The sequence below is a fragment of the Pseudomonas lactucae genome (assembly GCF_036688725.1).
Taxonomy (GTDB): Bacteria; Pseudomonadota; Gammaproteobacteria; order Pseudomonadales; family Pseudomonadaceae; genus Aquipseudomonas; species Aquipseudomonas lactucae.
On record NZ_JAQQPT010000030.1, the window covers coordinates 72034 to 89464 of the forward strand.

Annotated in this window: 14 protein-coding genes, 1 other RNA gene and 1 pseudogene; 8 read left to right on the forward strand and 8 right to left on the reverse strand. The window is 55.2% G+C overall.

Annotated elements, in window-relative coordinates; all coding sequences use genetic code 11:
• Nucleotides 1-61: 61 nt before the first annotated feature.
• The 4 genes from V6M90_RS27445 to V6M90_RS27460 all read left to right on the forward strand — a co-directional run bounded on the left by V6M90_RS27445 (nucleotide 62) and on the right by V6M90_RS27460 (nucleotide 5224).
• The gene (locus V6M90_RS27445; protein ID WP_332847435.1) at nucleotides 62-2872 is read left to right on the forward strand and encodes an FAD-binding and (Fe-S)-binding domain-containing protein; all 2811 of its coding nucleotides are present in this window, start codon (nucleotides 62-64) and stop codon (nucleotides 2870-2872) included.
• 138 nt (nucleotides 2873-3010) lie between these two features.
• Nucleotides 3011-3289, forward strand: a complete 279-nt coding sequence (locus V6M90_RS27450) for a hypothetical protein (RefSeq protein ID WP_003176165.1) — start codon at nucleotides 3011-3013, stop codon at nucleotides 3287-3289.
• Between the two features lie 94 nt (nucleotides 3290-3383).
• Nucleotides 3384-3780, forward strand: a transfer-messenger RNA (tmRNA) gene (gene ssrA, locus V6M90_RS27455).
• A 187-nt stretch (nucleotides 3781-3967) separates the two neighbouring features.
• Nucleotides 3968-5224: an integrase domain-containing protein gene (locus V6M90_RS27460; RefSeq protein WP_027605348.1), complete on the forward strand. Its 1257-nt coding sequence runs from the start codon at nucleotides 3968-3970 to the stop codon at nucleotides 5222-5224.
• Between the two features lie 122 nt (nucleotides 5225-5346).
• Here V6M90_RS27460 and V6M90_RS27465 read toward each other — a convergent pair whose 3' ends face one another.
• The 5 genes from V6M90_RS27465 to V6M90_RS27485 all read right to left on the reverse strand — a co-directional run bounded on the left by V6M90_RS27465 (nucleotide 5347) and on the right by V6M90_RS27485 (nucleotide 9929).
• Nucleotides 5347-5616 (reverse strand): hypothetical protein, encoded by a 270-nt coding sequence (locus V6M90_RS27465; protein ID WP_027605347.1) that lies wholly within the window; start codon nucleotides 5614-5616, stop codon nucleotides 5347-5349.
• Complete coding sequence (locus tag V6M90_RS27470) at nucleotides 5613-6593, reverse strand: integrase domain-containing protein (RefSeq protein WP_027605346.1); 981 nt, start codon at nucleotides 6591-6593, stop codon at nucleotides 5613-5615. Before V6M90_RS27470 ends, V6M90_RS27465 begins: the two co-directional genes overlap by 4 nt.
• Entirely contained in the window at nucleotides 6577-6933 is a 357-nt protein-coding gene (locus tag V6M90_RS27475; protein WP_332847436.1) for a hypothetical protein, read from the reverse strand. The genes V6M90_RS27470 and V6M90_RS27475 overlap by 17 nt, the downstream gene beginning before the upstream one ends.
• Nucleotides 6920-8326 carry a YfjI family protein gene (locus V6M90_RS27480; RefSeq protein WP_332847437.1) on the reverse strand — a complete coding sequence of 469 codons (1407 nt, stop codon included), beginning with the start codon at nucleotides 8324-8326 and terminating at the stop codon, nucleotides 6920-6922. The genes V6M90_RS27475 and V6M90_RS27480 overlap by 14 nt, the downstream gene beginning before the upstream one ends.
• A 1048-nt stretch (nucleotides 8327-9374) precedes the next feature.
• Nucleotides 9375-9929, reverse strand: a complete 555-nt coding sequence (locus tag V6M90_RS27485; RefSeq protein ID WP_332847438.1) for a LasR-specific antiactivator QslA — start codon at nucleotides 9927-9929, stop codon at nucleotides 9375-9377.
• A 529-nt stretch (nucleotides 9930-10458) separates the two neighbouring features.
• On the opposite strand from V6M90_RS27485, the gene V6M90_RS27490 reads away from it, so the two are divergent.
• Nucleotides 10459-10791 carry a hypothetical protein gene (locus V6M90_RS27490; RefSeq protein ID WP_027605342.1) on the forward strand — a complete coding sequence of 111 codons (333 nt, stop codon included), beginning with the start codon at nucleotides 10459-10461 and terminating at the stop codon, nucleotides 10789-10791.
• Between the two features lie 643 nt (nucleotides 10792-11434).
• On the forward strand, nucleotides 11435-12328 hold the full coding sequence (locus V6M90_RS27495; RefSeq protein WP_332847439.1) for a hypothetical protein: 894 nt from the start codon (nucleotides 11435-11437) through the stop codon (nucleotides 12326-12328).
• Nucleotides 12329-12597: 269 nt separating this feature from the next.
• On the opposite strand, the gene tnpC is transcribed toward V6M90_RS27495, so the two are convergent.
• From tnpC to tnpA, 3 genes are all read right to left on the reverse strand, one after another.
• The gene (gene tnpC, locus V6M90_RS27500; RefSeq protein WP_332847440.1) at nucleotides 12598-14124 is read right to left on the reverse strand and encodes an IS66 family transposase; all 1527 of its coding nucleotides are present in this window, start codon (nucleotides 14122-14124) and stop codon (nucleotides 12598-12600) included.
• A gap of 62 nt (nucleotides 14125-14186) precedes the next feature.
• Nucleotides 14187-14522, reverse strand: a complete 336-nt coding sequence (gene tnpB, locus V6M90_RS27505) for an IS66 family insertion sequence element accessory protein TnpB (RefSeq protein ID WP_332847441.1) — start codon at nucleotides 14520-14522, stop codon at nucleotides 14187-14189.
• Nucleotides 14519-14875 (reverse strand): IS66-like element accessory protein TnpA, encoded by a 357-nt coding sequence (gene tnpA / locus V6M90_RS27510; RefSeq protein WP_332847442.1) that lies wholly within the window; start codon nucleotides 14873-14875, stop codon nucleotides 14519-14521. The genes tnpB and tnpA overlap by 4 nt, the downstream gene beginning before the upstream one ends.
• Nucleotides 14876-15669: 794 nt before the next feature.
• On the opposite strand from tnpA, the gene V6M90_RS27515 reads away from it, so the two are divergent.
• Nucleotides 15670-16137, forward strand: coding sequence for a hypothetical protein (locus V6M90_RS27515; RefSeq protein ID WP_332847443.1), 468 nt, complete (start codon nucleotides 15670-15672; stop codon nucleotides 16135-16137).
• Nucleotides 16138-17046: 909 nt separating this feature from the next.
• A pseudogene (locus V6M90_RS27520) lies at nucleotides 17047-17318 on the forward strand (transposase); the annotation flags it as partial.
• Between the last annotated feature and the right edge of the window lie 113 nt (nucleotides 17319-17431).

The following is a 17431-nucleotide window of genomic DNA, read 5'->3' on the forward strand; positions in this document are numbered from 1 at the left end:
GTAATAGGGTAAGAACCGACGCCGGACCCTTATTCCGGCGTCAGCTATTTCTGGAGGACCCATGAGCCTGCCTGCCGCTTTCCTGACTGACGTCGCACAGCTGATCCCGACCAATCGACGCTTCGATGATCCGCTTTCCACGCTCGCATTCGGCACTGACGCCAGTTTTTACCGACTGATCCCACAGCTGGTTATCCGCGTAGAGTCGGAAGACGAAGTGGTCGCACTGTTGCAACTGGCCCAACGTGACCACGTGCCGGTGACCTTTCGCGCGGCCGGCACCAGCCTGTCCGGACAGGCGATCAGCGACTCGGTGCTGATCGTGCTGGGGGATAACTGGAACGGCCGCGAAATTCGCGGGAAAGGCACGCAGATCCGCCTGCAACCAGGCGTCATCGGCGCGCAGGCCAACGCATGGCTGGCACCGTTCGGCCGCAAGATCGGACCGGACCCGGCATCGATCAATGCCTGCAAAATAGGCGGTATTGTCGCCAACAATGCCAGCGGGATGTGCTGCGGTACTGCGCAAAACACCTATCACACCCTGGCGGGCATTCGTCTGGTGCTGGCCGACGGCAGCCGCCTGGACACCGAAGATGCGGCCAGCGTCAGGGCCTTTCGTGAGCAGCATGGCGTACTGCTTGAGCGCCTGGCGACATTGGGTCGCGAGACGCGGGCAAACGCCGAGCTGGCTGCGAAAATACGCCACAAATACCGCCTGAAAAATACCACCGGCCTGTCACTCAATGCCTTGGTGGATTTTGATGAACCGCTGGATATCCTCAGTCATCTGCTGGTGGGCTCCGAAGGCACCTTGGGATTCATCAGCGCAGTCACTTACAACACGGTGGTCGATCACCCAAACAAAGCGTCGGCGCTGATCGTGTTCCCGGACGTCGAGACCTGCTGCAACGCGGTCACGGTGCTGAAAACCCAGCCAGTATCGGCCGTGGAGTTGCTGGATCGACGCAGCATGCGCTCAGTGCAGAACAAACCCGGCATGCCCGCTTTCGTACAGCAACTGTCGGAAAATGCCTGCGCATTACTGATCGAATCCCGCGCTGCGTCGCCCTCGTTACTGCATGAACAACTGGCGCTGATCATGGCGTCCCTGGCCGCTTTCCCGGTTGAAAAACAGGTCGACTTCACCGAAGACCCGATAGAAAACGCGCGGCTGTGGGCAATTCGCAAAGACACCTTTCCCGCCGTCGGCGCCGTGCGCAAAACCGGTACCACGGTGATCATCGAAGACGTGACCTTCCCGGTCGAGCAACTGGCAATCGGCGTGAACCGCCTGATCGAACTGTTCGACAAACATCACTACGACGAAGCCATCCTTTTCGGACACGCCCTGGAAGGCAATCTGCACTTTGTGTTCACCCAAGGCTTCAATAGCGCGCAGGAGGTCGCACGCTATCAGGCGTTCATGGACGACGTGGCGCAACTGGTGGCGGTGGAGTTCGGCGGTTCACTGAAAGCCGAACACGGCACCGGCCGCAATATGGCGCCCTTCGTGGAATTGGAGTGGGGCAGCGATGCCTACCAATTGATGTGGCAGCTCAAGCGCCTGCTCGACCCCAACGGCATTCTCAATCCGGATGTGGTGCTCAGCGAAGACCCGCAGATCCACCTCAAGCACCTCAAGCCACTGCCTGCCGCCGATGAGCTGGTGGATAAGTGCATTGAGTGCGGCTTCTGCGAGCCCGTGTGCCCGTCCAAGGGACTGACCCTGAGCCCGCGCCAGCGCATCGTGATCTGGCGCGATATCCAGGCGAAAAAACGCGCGGGCGTCGACACCACGGACCTGGAAGCGGCCTATCACTATCAAGGCATCGACACCTGCGCGGCCACCGGTCTGTGCGCCCAACGCTGTCCTGTAGGCATCAACACCGGCGACCTGGTGAAAAAGCTACGCAGTCGTGACGCCAACCGTACGAAAACCGCCGATTGGCTCGCCACCCATTTCGCCACCGCCCTGCAAGGTGCGCGCTTTACCCTGCATGTCGCCAACGGTGCGCGCATGCTGCTGGGCGCCCCTCGCCTGACGAAGCTGTCGGCCACCGTGAGCAGACTGTCCAAAGGACAAATCCCGCAGTGGACCAACGCCATGCCACAACCGGAAAAAGCCATCCGCTTCAGCCCGCCGATGACCGACGAACGTCCGCGAGTGGTTTACCTGGCAGCCTGTGTGTCGCGGGCAATGGGCCCGGCCGCCAGTGATAAAGAGCAAATGTCGCTGTACGACAAAACCCGCGGCCTGCTGGAAAAAGCCGGTTACCAGGTTGTCGTTCCAGACAACCAGGACAGCCTATGTTGCGGCCAACCTTTTGCTTCCAAGGGCTACGCCGAACAGGCTGAGCACAAACGCCAGGAACTGATCGGCGCCCTGCTCCACGCCAGCCGCGGCGGCCTGGACCCCATCTATTGCGACACCAGCCCGTGCACCTTGCGCCTGGCGCAAGACCTCGGCGACACGCGCCTGGACCTCTACGACCCGGTACGCTTTATCCGCACACACCTGATGGACCGTCTTGATTTCACACCTCAAGAAGCGCCGATCGCGGTACACGTCACCTGCAGCACCCAACACCTGGGCGAAAGCCAGGCATTGATCGACCTGGCTCGACGCTGCGCTAAAACCGTGGTCATCCCGGAAGGCATCCACTGCTGCGGGTTTGCCGGCGACAAAGGCTTTACCACGCCGCAACTCAACGCCCACGCACTGCGCTCCCTCAAGGATGCGGTGCAATATTGCAGCGAAGGCATCTCGACCAGCCGCACCTGCGAAATAGGCCTGAGCCAGCATGGCGGCATTGATTATCACGGCCTGGTATACCTCGTGGACCGCGTCACCCAGCCTCGCATCCATTAATCCGGAAAAAAACAGAACCCCTGCGCGCCAACGCAGTCACTTGCATAGGCCCCGGCGAACGGGGCTCAGCAGTGATGTCGCTGGCAAACTTTATGACCGCCAGCAACGTCGAGCCCTTTTTCGCAAGGAGACATTCTTATGAAGCGTTCCACTTTTGCTGGCTTGTTCATTACCGCTGCGATGTTGGCCTCCCCCGCTTTCGCGGCCGGCGACAAAGACCTGTGCCAGATCAACCTGGACAAAATCAACAACGGCAAGGCACTGCTCGCGACCGACACCAGTGGCAAAAGCGGCGAAATCGACACCGCAGTCTCCCAGGCCAAGGCCGCCCACGCCGCCGGTGATGACAAGAAGTGCATCGAGATCACCTCCAAGGCCCTGCAAGACCTGCAGAACAACGAGAAAGGCGGCCAGTAAACGCCAGGGCCAACCTACGGGTTGGCCTTCCGTGAGCATTTGGCGTACACTGCACAGGCTTGTCACTCACTAAGAAACAACGAGTTACAAGCACGGGGCCGTTTAGGATTCGACGCCGGTCGCGAAACTTTAGGTGCATGCCGAGTTGGTAACAGAACTCGTAAATCCACTGTTGCAACTACTTATAGTTGCCAATGACGAAAACTACGGCCAGGAATTCGCTATCGCTGCGTAAGCAGCCTTAGACCTGAGCTTCTGGTACCTTCGGGTCCAGCAATCACCAGGGGATGTCTGTAAACCCAAAGTGATTGTCATATAGAACAGAATCGCCGTGCAGTACGTTGTGGACGAAGCGGCTAAAACTTACACAACTCGCCCAAAGCACCCTGCCCTTCGGGTCGCTGAGGGTTAACTTAATAGAAACGGCTAAGCATGTAGTACCGACAGCGGAGTACTGGCGGACGGGGGTTCAAATCCCCCCGGCTCCACCATTTGATCATCTAAAGACGTCCACGGACGTCTTTTTTTGTGCCTGAAACCCAGTAAATACGGGGCTTTCAGGGCTATTGGGGGCTTTCTAGGTTTTTAGAGTTCCAGGCGATTTGGTATTCCCAATGGTATTCCCGACTCCCCGGCGCTAATCTTGGGAATACCAAAAGGTGTCATGGAGTACTTCTCATGTGCGCTCAAACCACCCGCCTCTCCGACCGCCAGCTCAAGGCGGTCAAACCGAAAGACAAGGATTACGTCCTCACGGATGGCGACGGGCTCCAGCTGCGAGTCAGGGTCAATCGCTCGATGCAGTGGAATTTCAACTACCGGCATCCAGTAACCAAGAACCGAATCAACATGGCTCTCGGCTCCTATCCCGAGGTTTCTCTTGCGCAAGCCAGGAAGAAAACCGTTGAGGCAAGAGAGCTGCTTGCACAGGGCATCGACCCCAAAGCTCAGCGTAATGAACTGCAGGAAGCCAAACGAGCGGAAACGGAACATACGTTCGAGAACGTAGCCACCGCGTGGTTCGAATTGAAGAAAGATTCCGTCACCCCAGCGTATGCCGAAGACATCTGGCGCTCACTCACGCTGCATGTATTTCCGAGCATGAAATCAACGCCGTTATCAGAAGTGAATGCCCCGATGGTCATCAAGCTCCTTCGGCCGATTGAGGCCAAGGGCAGCCTCGAGACGGTTAAGCGAGTGAGTCAGCGCCTTAACGAAATCATGACCTACGGGGTCAACTCCGGAATGATCTTTGCCAACCCTCTCAGTGGCATTCGAGCGGTGTTCAAGAAACCTAAGAAAGAGAATATGGCCGCGCTACCACCTGACGAGCTTCCGGAGCTCATGATGGAAATCGCGAACGCCAGCATCAAACGGACCACACGCTGCCTGATCGAATGGCAGCTACACACTATGACCCGCCCTGTCGAAGCGGCGACAACCCGATGGGCAGACATCGACTTCGACAAACGCATTTGGACCATCCCTCCGGAGCGAATGAAAAAGCGTCGTCCGCACACAATACCGCTGACCGAACATGCACTCTCGTTATTGGATACGCTTAAGCCCCATAGCGGCCACAGGGAATATGTGTTCCCGTCAGATAGAAACCCGCGCACCCACGCGAATAGCCAAACAGCCAACATGGCGTTGAAACGGATGGGCTTCCAGGACCGCTTGGTCAGCCACGGCATGCGCTCCATGGCCAGCACAATCCTGAACGAGCATGGATGGGATCCGGAACTGATCGAAGTCGCGCTGGCGCATGTCGACAAGGACGAAGTTCGGAGCGCCTACAACCGGGCGGATTACATCGAGCGTCGGCGCCCGATGATGGCCTGGTGGAGTGAACATATCCAGAAAGCGGCTACCGGCAGCCTGTCAGCGTCGGCCATCAATCAAACCAGGGACCGCAAGGTGGTGCCGATACGCTGACATCACGGCGACAGTTCATGCCATCCGTGTAGTGGAGCTTGCCAGCGCTTTCTTTAAGCCAAGCCCCTGAGTATGGGAAGGCTCCGCATTCCCATACTCAGGGGCTCACGCTTAAAGGTCTATCAGGCAACCACGATTTTTGCCTTTCTACGGCGGATCAACCCTGCTGTTAACTCGTAGTAGTAGATGGTAGCTGGAGCTGAGCATCGCAAATAGTGCTCCAAAAACCATCTCACGTGCTTTTTTCTCCAGGACCAGGGAGTCGCGCAACCCCAGCGTTCACGAATCACCTCGTGCATCCTTTCTGCTTGCCTGATGTGCCGCTGCTGCGTGGCATGTGCACCTTTGAGCACGGGGTGCAGGAACAACGCTATGTCGAACTCGGCCGTCATCGCCGGCCTCCGATGTAGGCACTCACCACATCGATGCGGTTATGTCCCAACTCATGACTGATCTGCTCGCGTGCACGTTGATCGAGCTCTCGACTCTCTCGATGACCACGACCGCCATTGACGGGTGTATTCAAGCCAGTCAGTTGCTCATAACGCTCACAGGCGTAAGCCGCCCGCAGCTCATGAAAGCCTTTCAATCCATGTTCATGCAGGAGGTCCCGTGCCGGTCGCACAACTGATTGCATAAACTCTTTGTAGCTCTCGTTGGGAGCCAACAGGTTCCGACTGCCGCTGGGCGAAGCCTCCCAGGCCCTATCCAAGGCGACACGGATTTGATCCGTGATAGTAATCCAACGTGGTGCGGACGCGCCGGATCGGCCGCCCTTAGTGCCGTCCTGGATATTGATCTTTCCCAGTCGCTGAGCCTCTCCTTGCAGTCGTGGCAAGTCCGCCAAGATCGCTTCGCGCAGGCGCATGCCTGTCTCCCGGGCTAGGAGCACAATGGCACTCACCCTCGATTGCTGACGATCTGACAGCGCCCGTGCGATCAACTTAACCTGCGCACGGTCTTGGCCTTGCGGAGCCTCACTACGCACGCTTGAGCGCTGCAAGCCCAGCGCCTTGCTCGGACTGGGGATTTTGACGTACTGATCACCGCGCAGCGCGGCCATCGTTCGGTTCACGCTGGACAGTCGGTTCTGCGCGGTGGCAATGCCGACGTTGCCCTGATCAACCTGCTCCCGCACGTGGACGGCATACCGCATGAGGATCTCGCGGTCGATCTGTCGCGCGTCATTCAGCCTCGGCCCATCCTCGGATCGACACCAATTCACGAAGGCCTGCCAACGATCACTATGGGCTTTGACGGTAGCGAAATGACCGTCGCCAAACAGATCTTTCAGGGCTTGCGGTCCGGCATAGCTGAGCTGGCGACCGAAGCCGAAATTGCGCCCCGCTCGCTTACCGACCCGAGCCATTTTTCTGTTCCTGATCGACTGTCGCGAGATCATGCAAAAGGGCTCGCCAGTGTGCGCTCACGATGGCGAGTTGAGCCCAATCATTCGGGCGAAAACACAGCATGCTGTCAGTGACGTAGAGATGCGCGCCCTCCTCTTTCAACCACTGAATAATGGCTGTCGTCGAGGTTATAGTTTTACTGGTGGTGGCGACACCGGCGACAGCGGCGACACCCCTTGTCCTGCCTGGCTTTGAGCGTGGCGACAGGGTGGCGACACTCGCGGCGACAAACCGCGCTTTCGGCTCCTTTTGTTGGCGCGTAGCCAAGTGGTTGCGCAGCGCTTCATCAAGATTGAACATGGCGCACCTCGAAGGTGTGGCCGTCGGTGATCAGCCACTGATGATCAAGTAACTCGACCAGCAGCTTGGCGGTGTGACGACTGCTCTTACGGGCGAAGCGAGGACCGTTGCGGTTCAGGTCTCGAATACTGAAGCGCTTCCAATCCTTGACCTGCAGCCAGCGCAGCAGCCGATCAGCCTCTTCCTTTACTCGGCACACCGGCTCCTGCTCGGTCAGGCGCTGGATCTCGGTGAGGTAGTAGCCGACTAAGGCCGAGGCCCGTTGGATATGCTCGACTTCCACGACACTGCTCTCCTCCACCATTGCCAGGATGCCGGCGATGCGCAGCAGGTTGTCGGCGGCCTTCGATCCGCTGGGCCGCACGCTAGCCAGTTCCCCAAACTCACCCAATTGGGCTTCGATAGCATCATGCAGATCAATCCAGCGACGTCGGGCCAATGGACTGAGCGTCAGCAGTGATAGCTGTAGAGCACCATCAGGAGACAATGACCAAGGCTGATGAAACAGCGCCGAAAGGCGGTGGTGATAGCGCTTTAGGGCAGCGTCTTTGGATAAGTCGACAGCCTGGTAGCTACGTTGTCCAGCAAGACTCGTGGGCCAGGTCATAAGGCAGCGACCGAGAATGCCTTGCCCCTGAAGCAACGGATCACTGAGTAACTGCATGACTAAATACGGTTGCAGCATTAGGTGCAGGCTCAGGCGTCGGTCATAAGCTCGCAAGCTTTCACCGACCATGGAGCGAGCACGATCAATCGGGCTACCGTCCCAGAGTGACGACAAGGTCGTGACCGCTTTCAAACGGTTATCCCGACTCATGGTGCTGCTGCCGAGAAACTGTCCTCCTTCGTCACAGAACAGCCCCATGCTCGGCAAGTCATGGCAGAGCCCCTTGACCAGGGCCTCGATCGTCGGGTCTGTGGTGATCAACCGAGGGGCCGAAGGCTCCGCTTCGAGCGGTACGCTGCTTGTGGGGGCGGGATCGGCAGGGTTGATACGCTGCGCTTGTCGCTGTGCGGCACGGTAGCGGGCAAGTTGTTCGCGGTAGCGCTGCCACTGTTCACGCTCCCATAGCCGTGCTGGCAGCAAGGCACATCGATCTGCCGCCGTTTTGCGATCACCGGACGCGGCCACCGTGATCAGGTACAGCGAAAGGGGATAATTTCTCCCGTCGAGTTGCAAACCCGCATGACCTTGAGTCGCCAGAGCCGAGGCGGCCAACACCGATTGCGCGGCCAGCGCCTGGGGCACGCCGATGACCTCGGCCATGCGCTGCACCGCAGGCCCAAGAATCCCACCCAGTGCCTGTACCGGATAAGGCTGGGCCACTGGATTCGACTCAATCAGCGGTCGAGGCGGTCGTGGTAGTTCAAGCTTCGGATCTAACTGCTGCATGGCCCCTCTCCTCGATCATTACTGGTTGTCCTCACATAGTCCCGCCACGGCTGTTGAGTGTTTTCAGGGATCAAGGCCCCTGCAGCCTGTGAGGTGTTCACTGACGTGGAACGAACGGCTCCTTACGACCGGGAGCAAGGGCATGAACCCATGAATCTGACCTCCTTAGACGCATCCGAAGATGCGGGCGGGTGGAGGCTGTGCCGACTGACGAGTTCGACACCTGGAGATCCTGAGCGGGAGAAGGCAACAACATCGACACCTGGGGCATGCCTGACTGTCAGTCAGGTGCAATCTTTCCATCGGCTGCGGCACCGGCGCCTGTGTCGTTGCGGATGGCGACGAATCGGATTTGTCAGGCCGATTGTCACGAGGAGAGTTGCGGCAATGCCATGTGCGACCTGGCTTGCAGCAGTGGTACGAGCGCCCGTCTCTTTCCGGTAGAAAGAGACGGGCGCGGTCTGGCGCAGCGACATGTGCCGAGAGGTGAGATTGCTGCAATGCAGCGAGGAAGGTCCATCGTCTGCCGCAATGGGTAGATCAGTCGAGTAGGCATCCATCACTCCTGGGGAGTGACCGTGCGAGCCGCCGGACGCTATTCGCACTTCGGGAAGAACCACCACACAAGTGGCGTAGCCTTGAAGGTTCTGGCTACCTGGGCAGGTGCTGTCAACGACAGCGATCCGTGCGCCAATTTTTATACCCACTCGAAAAGGCGGTCAAGCGTCACTGCCGAAGTGCTCAGAAAGTGGCGACTGTCGCCACTTTTGTCGCCATGCTCCAGGCCACGTTCTACGTGGGTTGTCGCCGGCGTCGCCGCTGTCGCCCCACCTACATCAATGCCCAACGAAAAGATTCGCACACACACTGAAATGGCGCTGCGCTCGATGGAAATCGTGGGGAAATACTGATGGTGAAAGTAGGCGTTGTGTGAATTAAATTTGAGCATGGAGGGTGAACGCGGCGGCTTCGAGAAAAAGCGAGTGAACCCTCCGATCGGCGCGATCACAGATCGCTTGATCGGAGGGTTTGGCGGGAAAAGCAAATCTCAAACGTCAATTACAAACTCAGGCTCGAAGCGGGTTGATTGGGAAGTGACGGCCTCACGTCGCATGATCAGCGTCTGCTGCAACCGCAGCAAAAAACCTGCTTCAAATGCCTCCTGTGGATCACCTGGACGATGACGTTTTCGGTTCTGAGACAGCGCCCACCATAACGGTAATGATGAGCCCTCAAGCCAAGTCTCTGCGCAACGAACGCCCTCCTTGATTACCGGAGCGAACTCATCGCCCCACGGAGTTTGGATCGCGGGAGCCCCTTCAACTGACGGGACAGAGACATATTCATGGATCTGTTGATGGACGCTTTGAGCTGGGATGCCAGTTAAATTCCGAAACGCCCTGTCGTACAACACCGCGGCGTCATCCAACAGCTCTACTGCCAGCTCAACCTCTTGCGGAAAATGAAGCAGAACACTCTGGGCGCCATTAAGCCGAAGCGTGGCGGCCTGTCGCAGTTTAATCGCTGCATCTTCAGGGGTAAGCACTGAAGTATCGATGCTGTTGGGTTTGGGGAGTCCGATGAGTAGCGAAAGATCAAACATCACGGAATCCTCCGAGATAGTTTGCAGCCTGAACCATTTGGCCGGGGTGGCGCGCGAGCTTAAAAGGGGGACATGCCATTTTCCTTATCTCCTTGGTTTGATTAAGGAATGCCATCCGCCGTTGCGACACGAATGGGTGGCACACCGTACAGGGGTCGCAAACCGGAAACCAAGGAACCCGGCCAGGCCGAAGCCTGCCCTGCACGGTGCGCCATAGAAGAGCAGCAGCTAGCACTTGAAGTGCTGACTGTGCGATATGGCACATACCGCGCCTTGGTTTCGATTCAGGTTGCGACACCCGGTCGCGGGATTGACCACGACGGAGCAAAGGGTAAATGTGAAGCGGCGACAACACAAGCATGAGTGTCAATAAGGCTGCATTCGAACAAGCGCTCTGAGCAGAAACTCACGCACGTTCGGATTTAGTGGCTACGGCAAGTCAGATACCACGTCAAGCCTTCTTATTTCCGACGCTGTCCGCAGTGATAGAATCGAAAACTCTATACACGACCCCCTCTCGAGAAATGTTATGACTACAGAACTGACGGAAGAAGAAATGCGTAGGGCGCTATTCGGTGCGCCAGAGGCGCCTGCATCAGTAGTCGACACCCATGAGCAAGACACTGCACCGGAAATCGTGATCGCGGAGCAGACAAAGGTAGTGAAGAAAAAGAAACTTTCAAAATCCTTTACTCCCAGATTGAAAGTCACACTTAGGGTGGGGAATGAATTCGAAGGCAAGATGCACGAGATCGTATATGAAGCCGATACGCTCAGTTCTCTAGTTGCAGAGCAAGAAGCTACAAAGTTAGCCAAGAAAAAATTCAGATTTGTGGAAGTTATCTCGGTCAAATCGATGTAAGCGGGCACGCTAACGTCCGATTAAAGCGCATTTCATCCCTGCGGCCCGCCCGGCCGATCAGTTCGTGTGAAGTGAGGGTCTTAACCTCGATTACCGTAGCCGTTCGCAGGCTTCAAAGCTAACGGTCAATCCAAAATTTCAAGGCATAACGGAACACCAGCCCTCCCCCGGCTGACCTCGGTCTGCGACGGGCAGAAAACGGCCATAAGCGGTCAGTCACAAAACGGCTGAATCGTATCGGGTACCCGATCTGCGCGTGGTCCTGACTCCTTAACCGGAGTCGCGTCTGAGTCCACACGGAGAAGGTTGGTAGAAGCACTACACTAGACGGTGTGGCGCCTTAGAAATTGCGATAACGGCCATGCTGGGGAGCCTTTCGTGCCAGCAAAGCGAGGGGCCGATGGGAAGCTATGCTCAATCGATCACTGAAAAAGCTGACGACCCTATATTGTCAGCGGCAGCTATCTACCCACATCTGGCGATCATTATCCGCTGACTGTCTTATGTCTGCTGTGCTTCAGCCTCACTCCGCCTAATCTAGGAACGCAAATGAAATGGAAGAGCAGGAATCTAAGAGAACTCGCCCACATTGTTTGTGGCGACTCTGAGCACTTTCGGTATCGTTCAAGCAGTTACATCACTGATGTTCTTTCAAGATTGTGACTTAGATTACACCCACGACGGTTCAACCCGCTGGGCATGGGTTGCAAGCAGACTGGAGGAGGTGTTGGCTCTCCCGCATGCCAGTCCTTCGGTTCCACCTGATGCTTTCATTCGGATCATCCGTGCAACTCTCGACAAGGGCGACGCGCAGGAGGGAGATCCGGACAGGAGCAGAGCGCTTGCCGCGCTTAACGCTGTTCTGGTGCGAGAAGGTTGGGAAGCGTTCTTCGACGAGCACGGCCTCGGCCAGTTGCGCCACAATGCCACTAACACCATTGCGCAGATGGCGAACCCGCATCGGCCGCTTACACCAGCGGAGATGGAACGCCGAGAGCTACTCACCACATACCTCGACAAGTGTTCTGAAGATGAGCTGATCGAGGAGGTGCTGCTGCCGTTATTCCGTCAGCTTGGGTTTCATCGCGTAACCGTAACGGGTCACAAAGATAAGGCGTTGGAATATGGCAAGGACGTGTGGATGAAATACACCCTGCCGACTCTCCATGTCCTCTACTTCGGTATCCAAGCAAAAAAGGGTAAGCTAGATTCAGCGGGCGCAGGAAGACCTGGTTCATCGAATGTCGCCGAGATTCACAATCAGGTGAACATGATGCTTGGCCACGAGATTTTCGATTCGGAACTGAATCGACGAGTCTTGGTTGACCACGCATTCATCGTCGCGGGCGGCGAGATAACAAAACAGGCAAGAAACTGGATAGGCAACAAGCTAGATGCCACGAAGCGCTCTCAGATCATGTTTATGGACAGAGACGACATACTCAATCTTTTCATTGTTACGAATCTACCATTACCAAAGAGCGCTTTGCCTCTCCCGAAAGTTACAGTCACCTTCGACGATGACATACCGTTCTGAACCGCAGCTTTTCAGAATCGTAAACATTAGAAGCGAAACCATTAATTTGGCTTCGCTTCTTTATTTCTTTACGTAGCCTATTTACGCTCTTTATTTACACGGCGCCGCTCTGAAACATAAGTTTAGCTAGGGACTTGCACAGGCTTGCCATCGACTATTCTGTAGTTCCTTTCAATGATTTTTATCGGGTTCGACGTGAAACTCTCTACCGTTATGATCTGAGTGATGTCCGATAGGTGTAAGCGAGCGGGGAATACACCTTGCACAGATCAGGCAGGCATCCACTGATGTGGAAGCAACTGCTCGATCTCACTGGCACGCTGCGTCGGCAGTCGCGTCAGTACATCTTTGAGATAGGCATACGGGTCATGCCCATTCATGCGTGCCGACTGGATCAAACTCATGATCGCTGCTGCTCGTTTACCGCTGCGAAGCGACCCGGCAAACAGCCAATTGGAACGGCCAAGTGCCCACGGTCGGATCTGATTCTCGACCGCATTGTTGTCTATGGGCACAGCCCCATCTTCCAGGTAGCGCGTCAGCGCTACCCAGCGTTTCAGGCTGTAATCCAAGGCTTTGGCCGTCGCTGATCCGTTGGGCACAAGATCGCGCTGGGTCAACATCCAGTCGTGCAGTACATTCGCCAACGGCGCCGCTTTTTCTTGCCGTATGCGCCATCGATCTTCATCACTCATGTCGCGCGTCTGACGCTCAACCTCATACAAGCCGCCAATCGAGTGCAGTGCCTGTTCGGCTAATTGGCTTTTATTCGCCACATGCAGATCGAAAAACTTGCGGCGAGCGTGAGCCATGCAGCCGATTTCGGTCATGCCTTTTTCGAACCCGGCTTTGTAGCCCGCGAAGTCGTCGCACACCAGCTTGCCGTTCCAGGAACCGAGAAAGTTGCGGGCATGCTCACCGGCGCGGCTTGGGCTGAAGTCGTAGACCACTGCTTTAAGTGCCGAGAACGGCGTAGTGCAGTAAGCCCAGACATACGCACGGTGAGTTTTCTTCTGCCCGGGTGCAAGCATCTGCACCGGCGTCTCATCAGCATGCACAACCCGCTGAGCCAGGACGACCTCTCGCAGGGCATCAACCAAAGGCTGGAGCTGCACGCCAGTTTGCCCCACCCATTGAGCCAGCGTGGAGCGCGGAATCGCCAAACCGGCGCGGCCGAAGATTCTTTCCTGTCGGTATAGCGGCAAGTGGTCAGCAAACTTCGCCACCATCACGTGAGCGAGGAGGCCTGCGGTAGGTATGCCCTTGTCGATCACCTGGGCCGGTACCGGCGCCTGGATTAGGGTTTCGCACTGACGACAGGCCCACTTTCCACGCACATGCTGCTCGACGGTGAACACGCCCGGCGTGTAATCCAGCTTTTCGCTGACGTCCTCGCCGATGCGCTCAAGTTGGCAGCCGCAAGAGCACTCGGTGTTTTCCGGTTCGTGGCGGATCACGGTGCGGGGAAACTGCGGTGGCAACGGTGCTCGCTTGGGCTGCTGACGTGTCTTCTCTGGAGCCGGCTCCGGCTGGAGCGCACTCAACTCGGCGTCGATAGCCTCAAGGTCGATGCTGAGCAGATCGTCGAGCAAGTTGCCTTGCTCCGGGCTGATCTGCTCGCTGCGCTTGGCAAACCGGTGCCGCTTGAGGATAGCGATCTCGTGGGTCAGTTGCTCGATGATGGTCTGATCGCGATGGATCTTTCTGCCCATGGTGTCGACCTTCGACATCAACTGCGCCGCTAACGCACGCAGTTGGTCGGGAGTCATTTGGTCGAGGTTGGGCAAGGAAGTCATGCATTGGATTTTACCAAAGCAGGTCGCTGGCGACTGCAGGCCTAGACGCTATTTACCGCTTTTTAAAGCACGGTGATGACGCCGCCAGCGCCGAAACGCTGCCAAGGCAGACCCAATACCAAGGTTTGAAGTTGTTCGTTATCAAGTTCAACTTCCAGGCCATGGCGAATACCCGGCCAGTGAAATTTCCCCTGATTGAGCCGCCGTGCTGCGAGCCAGACACCGACACCGTCATGCACCAGGACTTTTATTCGGTTGGCGCGGCGATTGGCGAAAAGATAAGCAGTGTGCGGCTTCGCCGCACCGAACACCGCGATCACTCTGGCCAGCGCGGACTCTGTGCCCGCGCGCATGTCCAAGGGCTCGGTGGCGAGCCAGATGGCGTCGATACGGATCACCGGGCCAGCCCACGGATAAATCGGGCGCAGCCGTCAGGATCTGCCGAGGGCCATTTCACGATGATGGTCTGCTGCCCGAGAGGGATTTCGAGGCTTATCGGTCGTGGTTGATCTGGCCGGGCTACGGACTCAAGTTTCATCGGAACGAAGGCGGGCAAGGCCGGCGCCTGAAGATTTTGATAAATAGGTATCCACTTTCGCACCAGATTGGCATTGATGCCGTGGCGCAGAGCGACGCTGGCCAACGATACGCCAGGCTGTAGGCATTCCTGAACGACCTGGGCTTTGAGGGGTTTGGGATAAGAGGTTCTTTGGCGCATGGCAATCCTGACGATAAGGGTGATGGTGTCCACGTATTTTTAAGTGGAGAACATCGCCCTTATTGCTGGGATCGGGTAGGTGACTTTGCCGGACGCTTACAGTAATCTTACCAAAATATAACTTGAGCCTTGAGCTATCCGCGCCCACTCTCTGATTGCCATAAAAGTCGATGAACTTCAGTGAACTCAAAAGCGGCGAAGGCGCTAAAGTGTTTTTAAAGATTTCTAGCAACTTAACATCGATAGTGGATCCAAATCTTCCATATACATAATTACTAGCGTCAAAGACTATCTGATCAAAGCGCGCAGCAGTCGCACCGTTATTGAAATCTATCGTGACTTGTAAGCTTTGCTGATAGGTTTGTAACGGTAGGAAATCGATCCCGTTGTGCCATTCAGAGTGTTTGCACCTTCCAGCTGAGCGGAGGTAAGGGAAGAGCAGTCTCCGCACGTATCTCGGCACTCAAAAGCAGCGAAAGTAGAGCAGAATTTATTGCCATTTTTTTGACAACCTAATCTTTAGCAAAAAAATTTATCCTTGCTTTGCTAGCACATCCGAAACGCGAATCGTATGAAGTTTTTAGTTATGAGGTAAAGAACATCACCTTATCCCACCCTTAACTCAAAGTAGGGCATCGTACTCAAAGCTCATTACAGATTTATTAAAGCAAGTGGTCGAATGTAGCGATCCGAACAATAAGCAAAATCACCATTAATAAAAAAACGCAATTATAAATTAAAACGCAGAAATATTTTGGGCGGTATGGATTTATGTTGAGTGATAGCATATCGTCACGACATATAACTCAAGCAGGCGGAGGCCAAAATTGACAAACTTAGAAGTATTTTACATTAAAGCTGCATTTGAGTATGAGGATATGACTGTCAAACTAAGCGTGCAGGTGGATTCAATAATACTCTCTGTCCGCTCACTAGAAAATACATTCCAAGAGATGGGTATAAAGGTTTCGAAAATCTCCGAAGGTATGATTATCGATACAACAATATCCCCGTCTGCACTCGTGCACAGTGAGTTGAGGGTACTTATTGATGCGCTGGCAAGTTTAAAGGAGATAGTGAAGATAACTTTAACATCAGTTATACATACGACAAATTTAACGTTGACTCAAATTGCAGACGACATGAGAGCTACCGAATGGAAAACCATTCCATGCTCAAAAGCAGAAATGGACTTTAGAGCGACCCTGGCAAAGTGCATAGACGCACTGGTGGAGCTGGATAAAGATCTATTCAATACCGAAATTGATCTGATCCATACATTCCCCACCCATTAGAATCTTACGCATCCTGACGTCAGCTCATTGAATATGTTTTCGCATATTGCGTGACGCATTCTGGAAATTTTTTATAGAATTCACGAGTGATATGATATTAGCTAATATTGAACAATTTTACATGCTTTTGCTGACAAAATCGTTGTCTATTGCAAGCTATGGGCAAAACACCAGATACTCCCTGTTATCCAAACTCCAGCCATCGTGTGGATCTATTTCGTATCTGTGTTTGGTTTACTCATTGGTTAGTGCTCCGGGACTTGAACCGCGGCATTTCCACAATCCTCTTCACGTACCCAGATCAAAGGCTACGCCATTCCAGGTTCGAGGATCCACTCGCCTGCGATGATGCTGGCACCTAATGGATGATTGCTTACAACGACAGACTGGCATCGCCGGAACGTATTAGGTTCACGCTGCCACACAAGTTCGGGCACTACCTGATGCAACGCACTTTTCGAAAGAGACGCTAGAGGCGGCGGAGCGCAAAAAACAAATGGAGGTTGATCAGTTGCCTCATCAACACTTATGCCGCTCGATGACGTTTGACGAATATTTGATGGGCAGCCATTTTCAATCGATCTGCTGAAGCACTACGCGGGCCGATACAAGGTAAGGGCGACCACTGCGGCGCTTAAGTGCCAGGGTAATCTGAATTGATGTTCTATCTTATTGATTATTATCATTAAATTTATTTTTATATTTTGATTGGAATACCTCACGAGATAGCCATGCTCTGGCCCGTCGCTTGTAATCGATTTTACGCCCTTGGTTCTCATCTATGAGTTACGCTTAATAAGAGGCTGAAGGTGGTGACTGGCAGAAACTGGCCGAGTCTGTTGAAAAAGTAGATCCCCTTTCTGACCTTCGGCAGAATCTCAGCATTGGTCGGCGGGGGGACCAGACAGCGTGGCACAGTTATCGAGTGGGCAGGGGCGCTTGTTTTACTCGTTCAACCTTGAAGATCACACCCCAACCAATCATTTTCTGCGCAGCATTTATTCGTGTCTCGATCTGAGCGACTTTCGGAATTACCTCGCCGACTTCTATAGCCCGATTGGACGTCCGTCGATGATCCTGAGCTGATGATCCGCATGCTGATCGTGGGTTATTGCTACGGCATTCGCTCCGAGCGGCGGTTGTGCGAAGAAGCCTGTTTGAACCTGGCGTATCGCTGGTTTGCCGATGGTGCCTTGAAGATTAAGTGGTCGCGGTAGTGTTGCCGCTGACCGAAAACTGACCCAGTAAAGGCTGTTCCGCCGACTGAAAACTGACCCAGGTGTTCAACTGCTTC

Bases quoted from the DNA above. Each gene is read 5' to 3' on its own strand.
- V6M90_RS27490 (WP_027605342.1), top strand. From the start codon at position 10,459: ATGACTACAGAACTGACGGAAGAAGAAATGCGTAGGGCGCTATTCGGT.
- V6M90_RS27450 (WP_003176165.1), top strand. From the start codon at position 3,011: ATGAAGCGTTCCACTTTTGCTGGCTTGTTCATTACCGCTGCGATGTTG.
- V6M90_RS27485 (WP_332847438.1), bottom strand. From the start codon at position 9,929: ATGTTTGATCTTTCGCTACTCATCGGACTCCCCAAACCCAACAGCATC.
- V6M90_RS27495 (WP_332847439.1), top strand. From the start codon at position 11,435: ATGTTCTTTCAAGATTGTGACTTAGATTACACCCACGACGGTTCAACC.
- V6M90_RS27480 (WP_332847437.1), bottom strand. From the start codon at position 8,326: ATGCAGCAGTTAGATCCGAAGCTTGAACTACCACGACCGCCTCGACCG.
- V6M90_RS27475 (WP_332847436.1), bottom strand. From the start codon at position 6,933: ATGTTCAATCTTGATGAAGCGCTGCGCAACCACTTGGCTACGCGCCAA.
- V6M90_RS27465 (WP_027605347.1), bottom strand. From the start codon at position 5,616: ATGACGGCCGAGTTCGACATAGCGTTGTTCCTGCACCCCGTGCTCAAA.
- V6M90_RS27445 (WP_332847435.1), top strand. From the start codon at position 62: ATGAGCCTGCCTGCCGCTTTCCTGACTGACGTCGCACAGCTGATCCCG.
- V6M90_RS27470 (WP_027605346.1), bottom strand. From the start codon at position 6,593: ATGGCTCGGGTCGGTAAGCGAGCGGGGCGCAATTTCGGCTTCGGTCGC.
- tnpC (WP_332847440.1), bottom strand. From the start codon at position 14,124: ATGACTTCCTTGCCCAACCTCGACCAAATGACTCCCGACCAACTGCGT.
- V6M90_RS27460 (WP_027605348.1), top strand. From the start codon at position 3,968: ATGTGCGCTCAAACCACCCGCCTCTCCGACCGCCAGCTCAAGGCGGTC.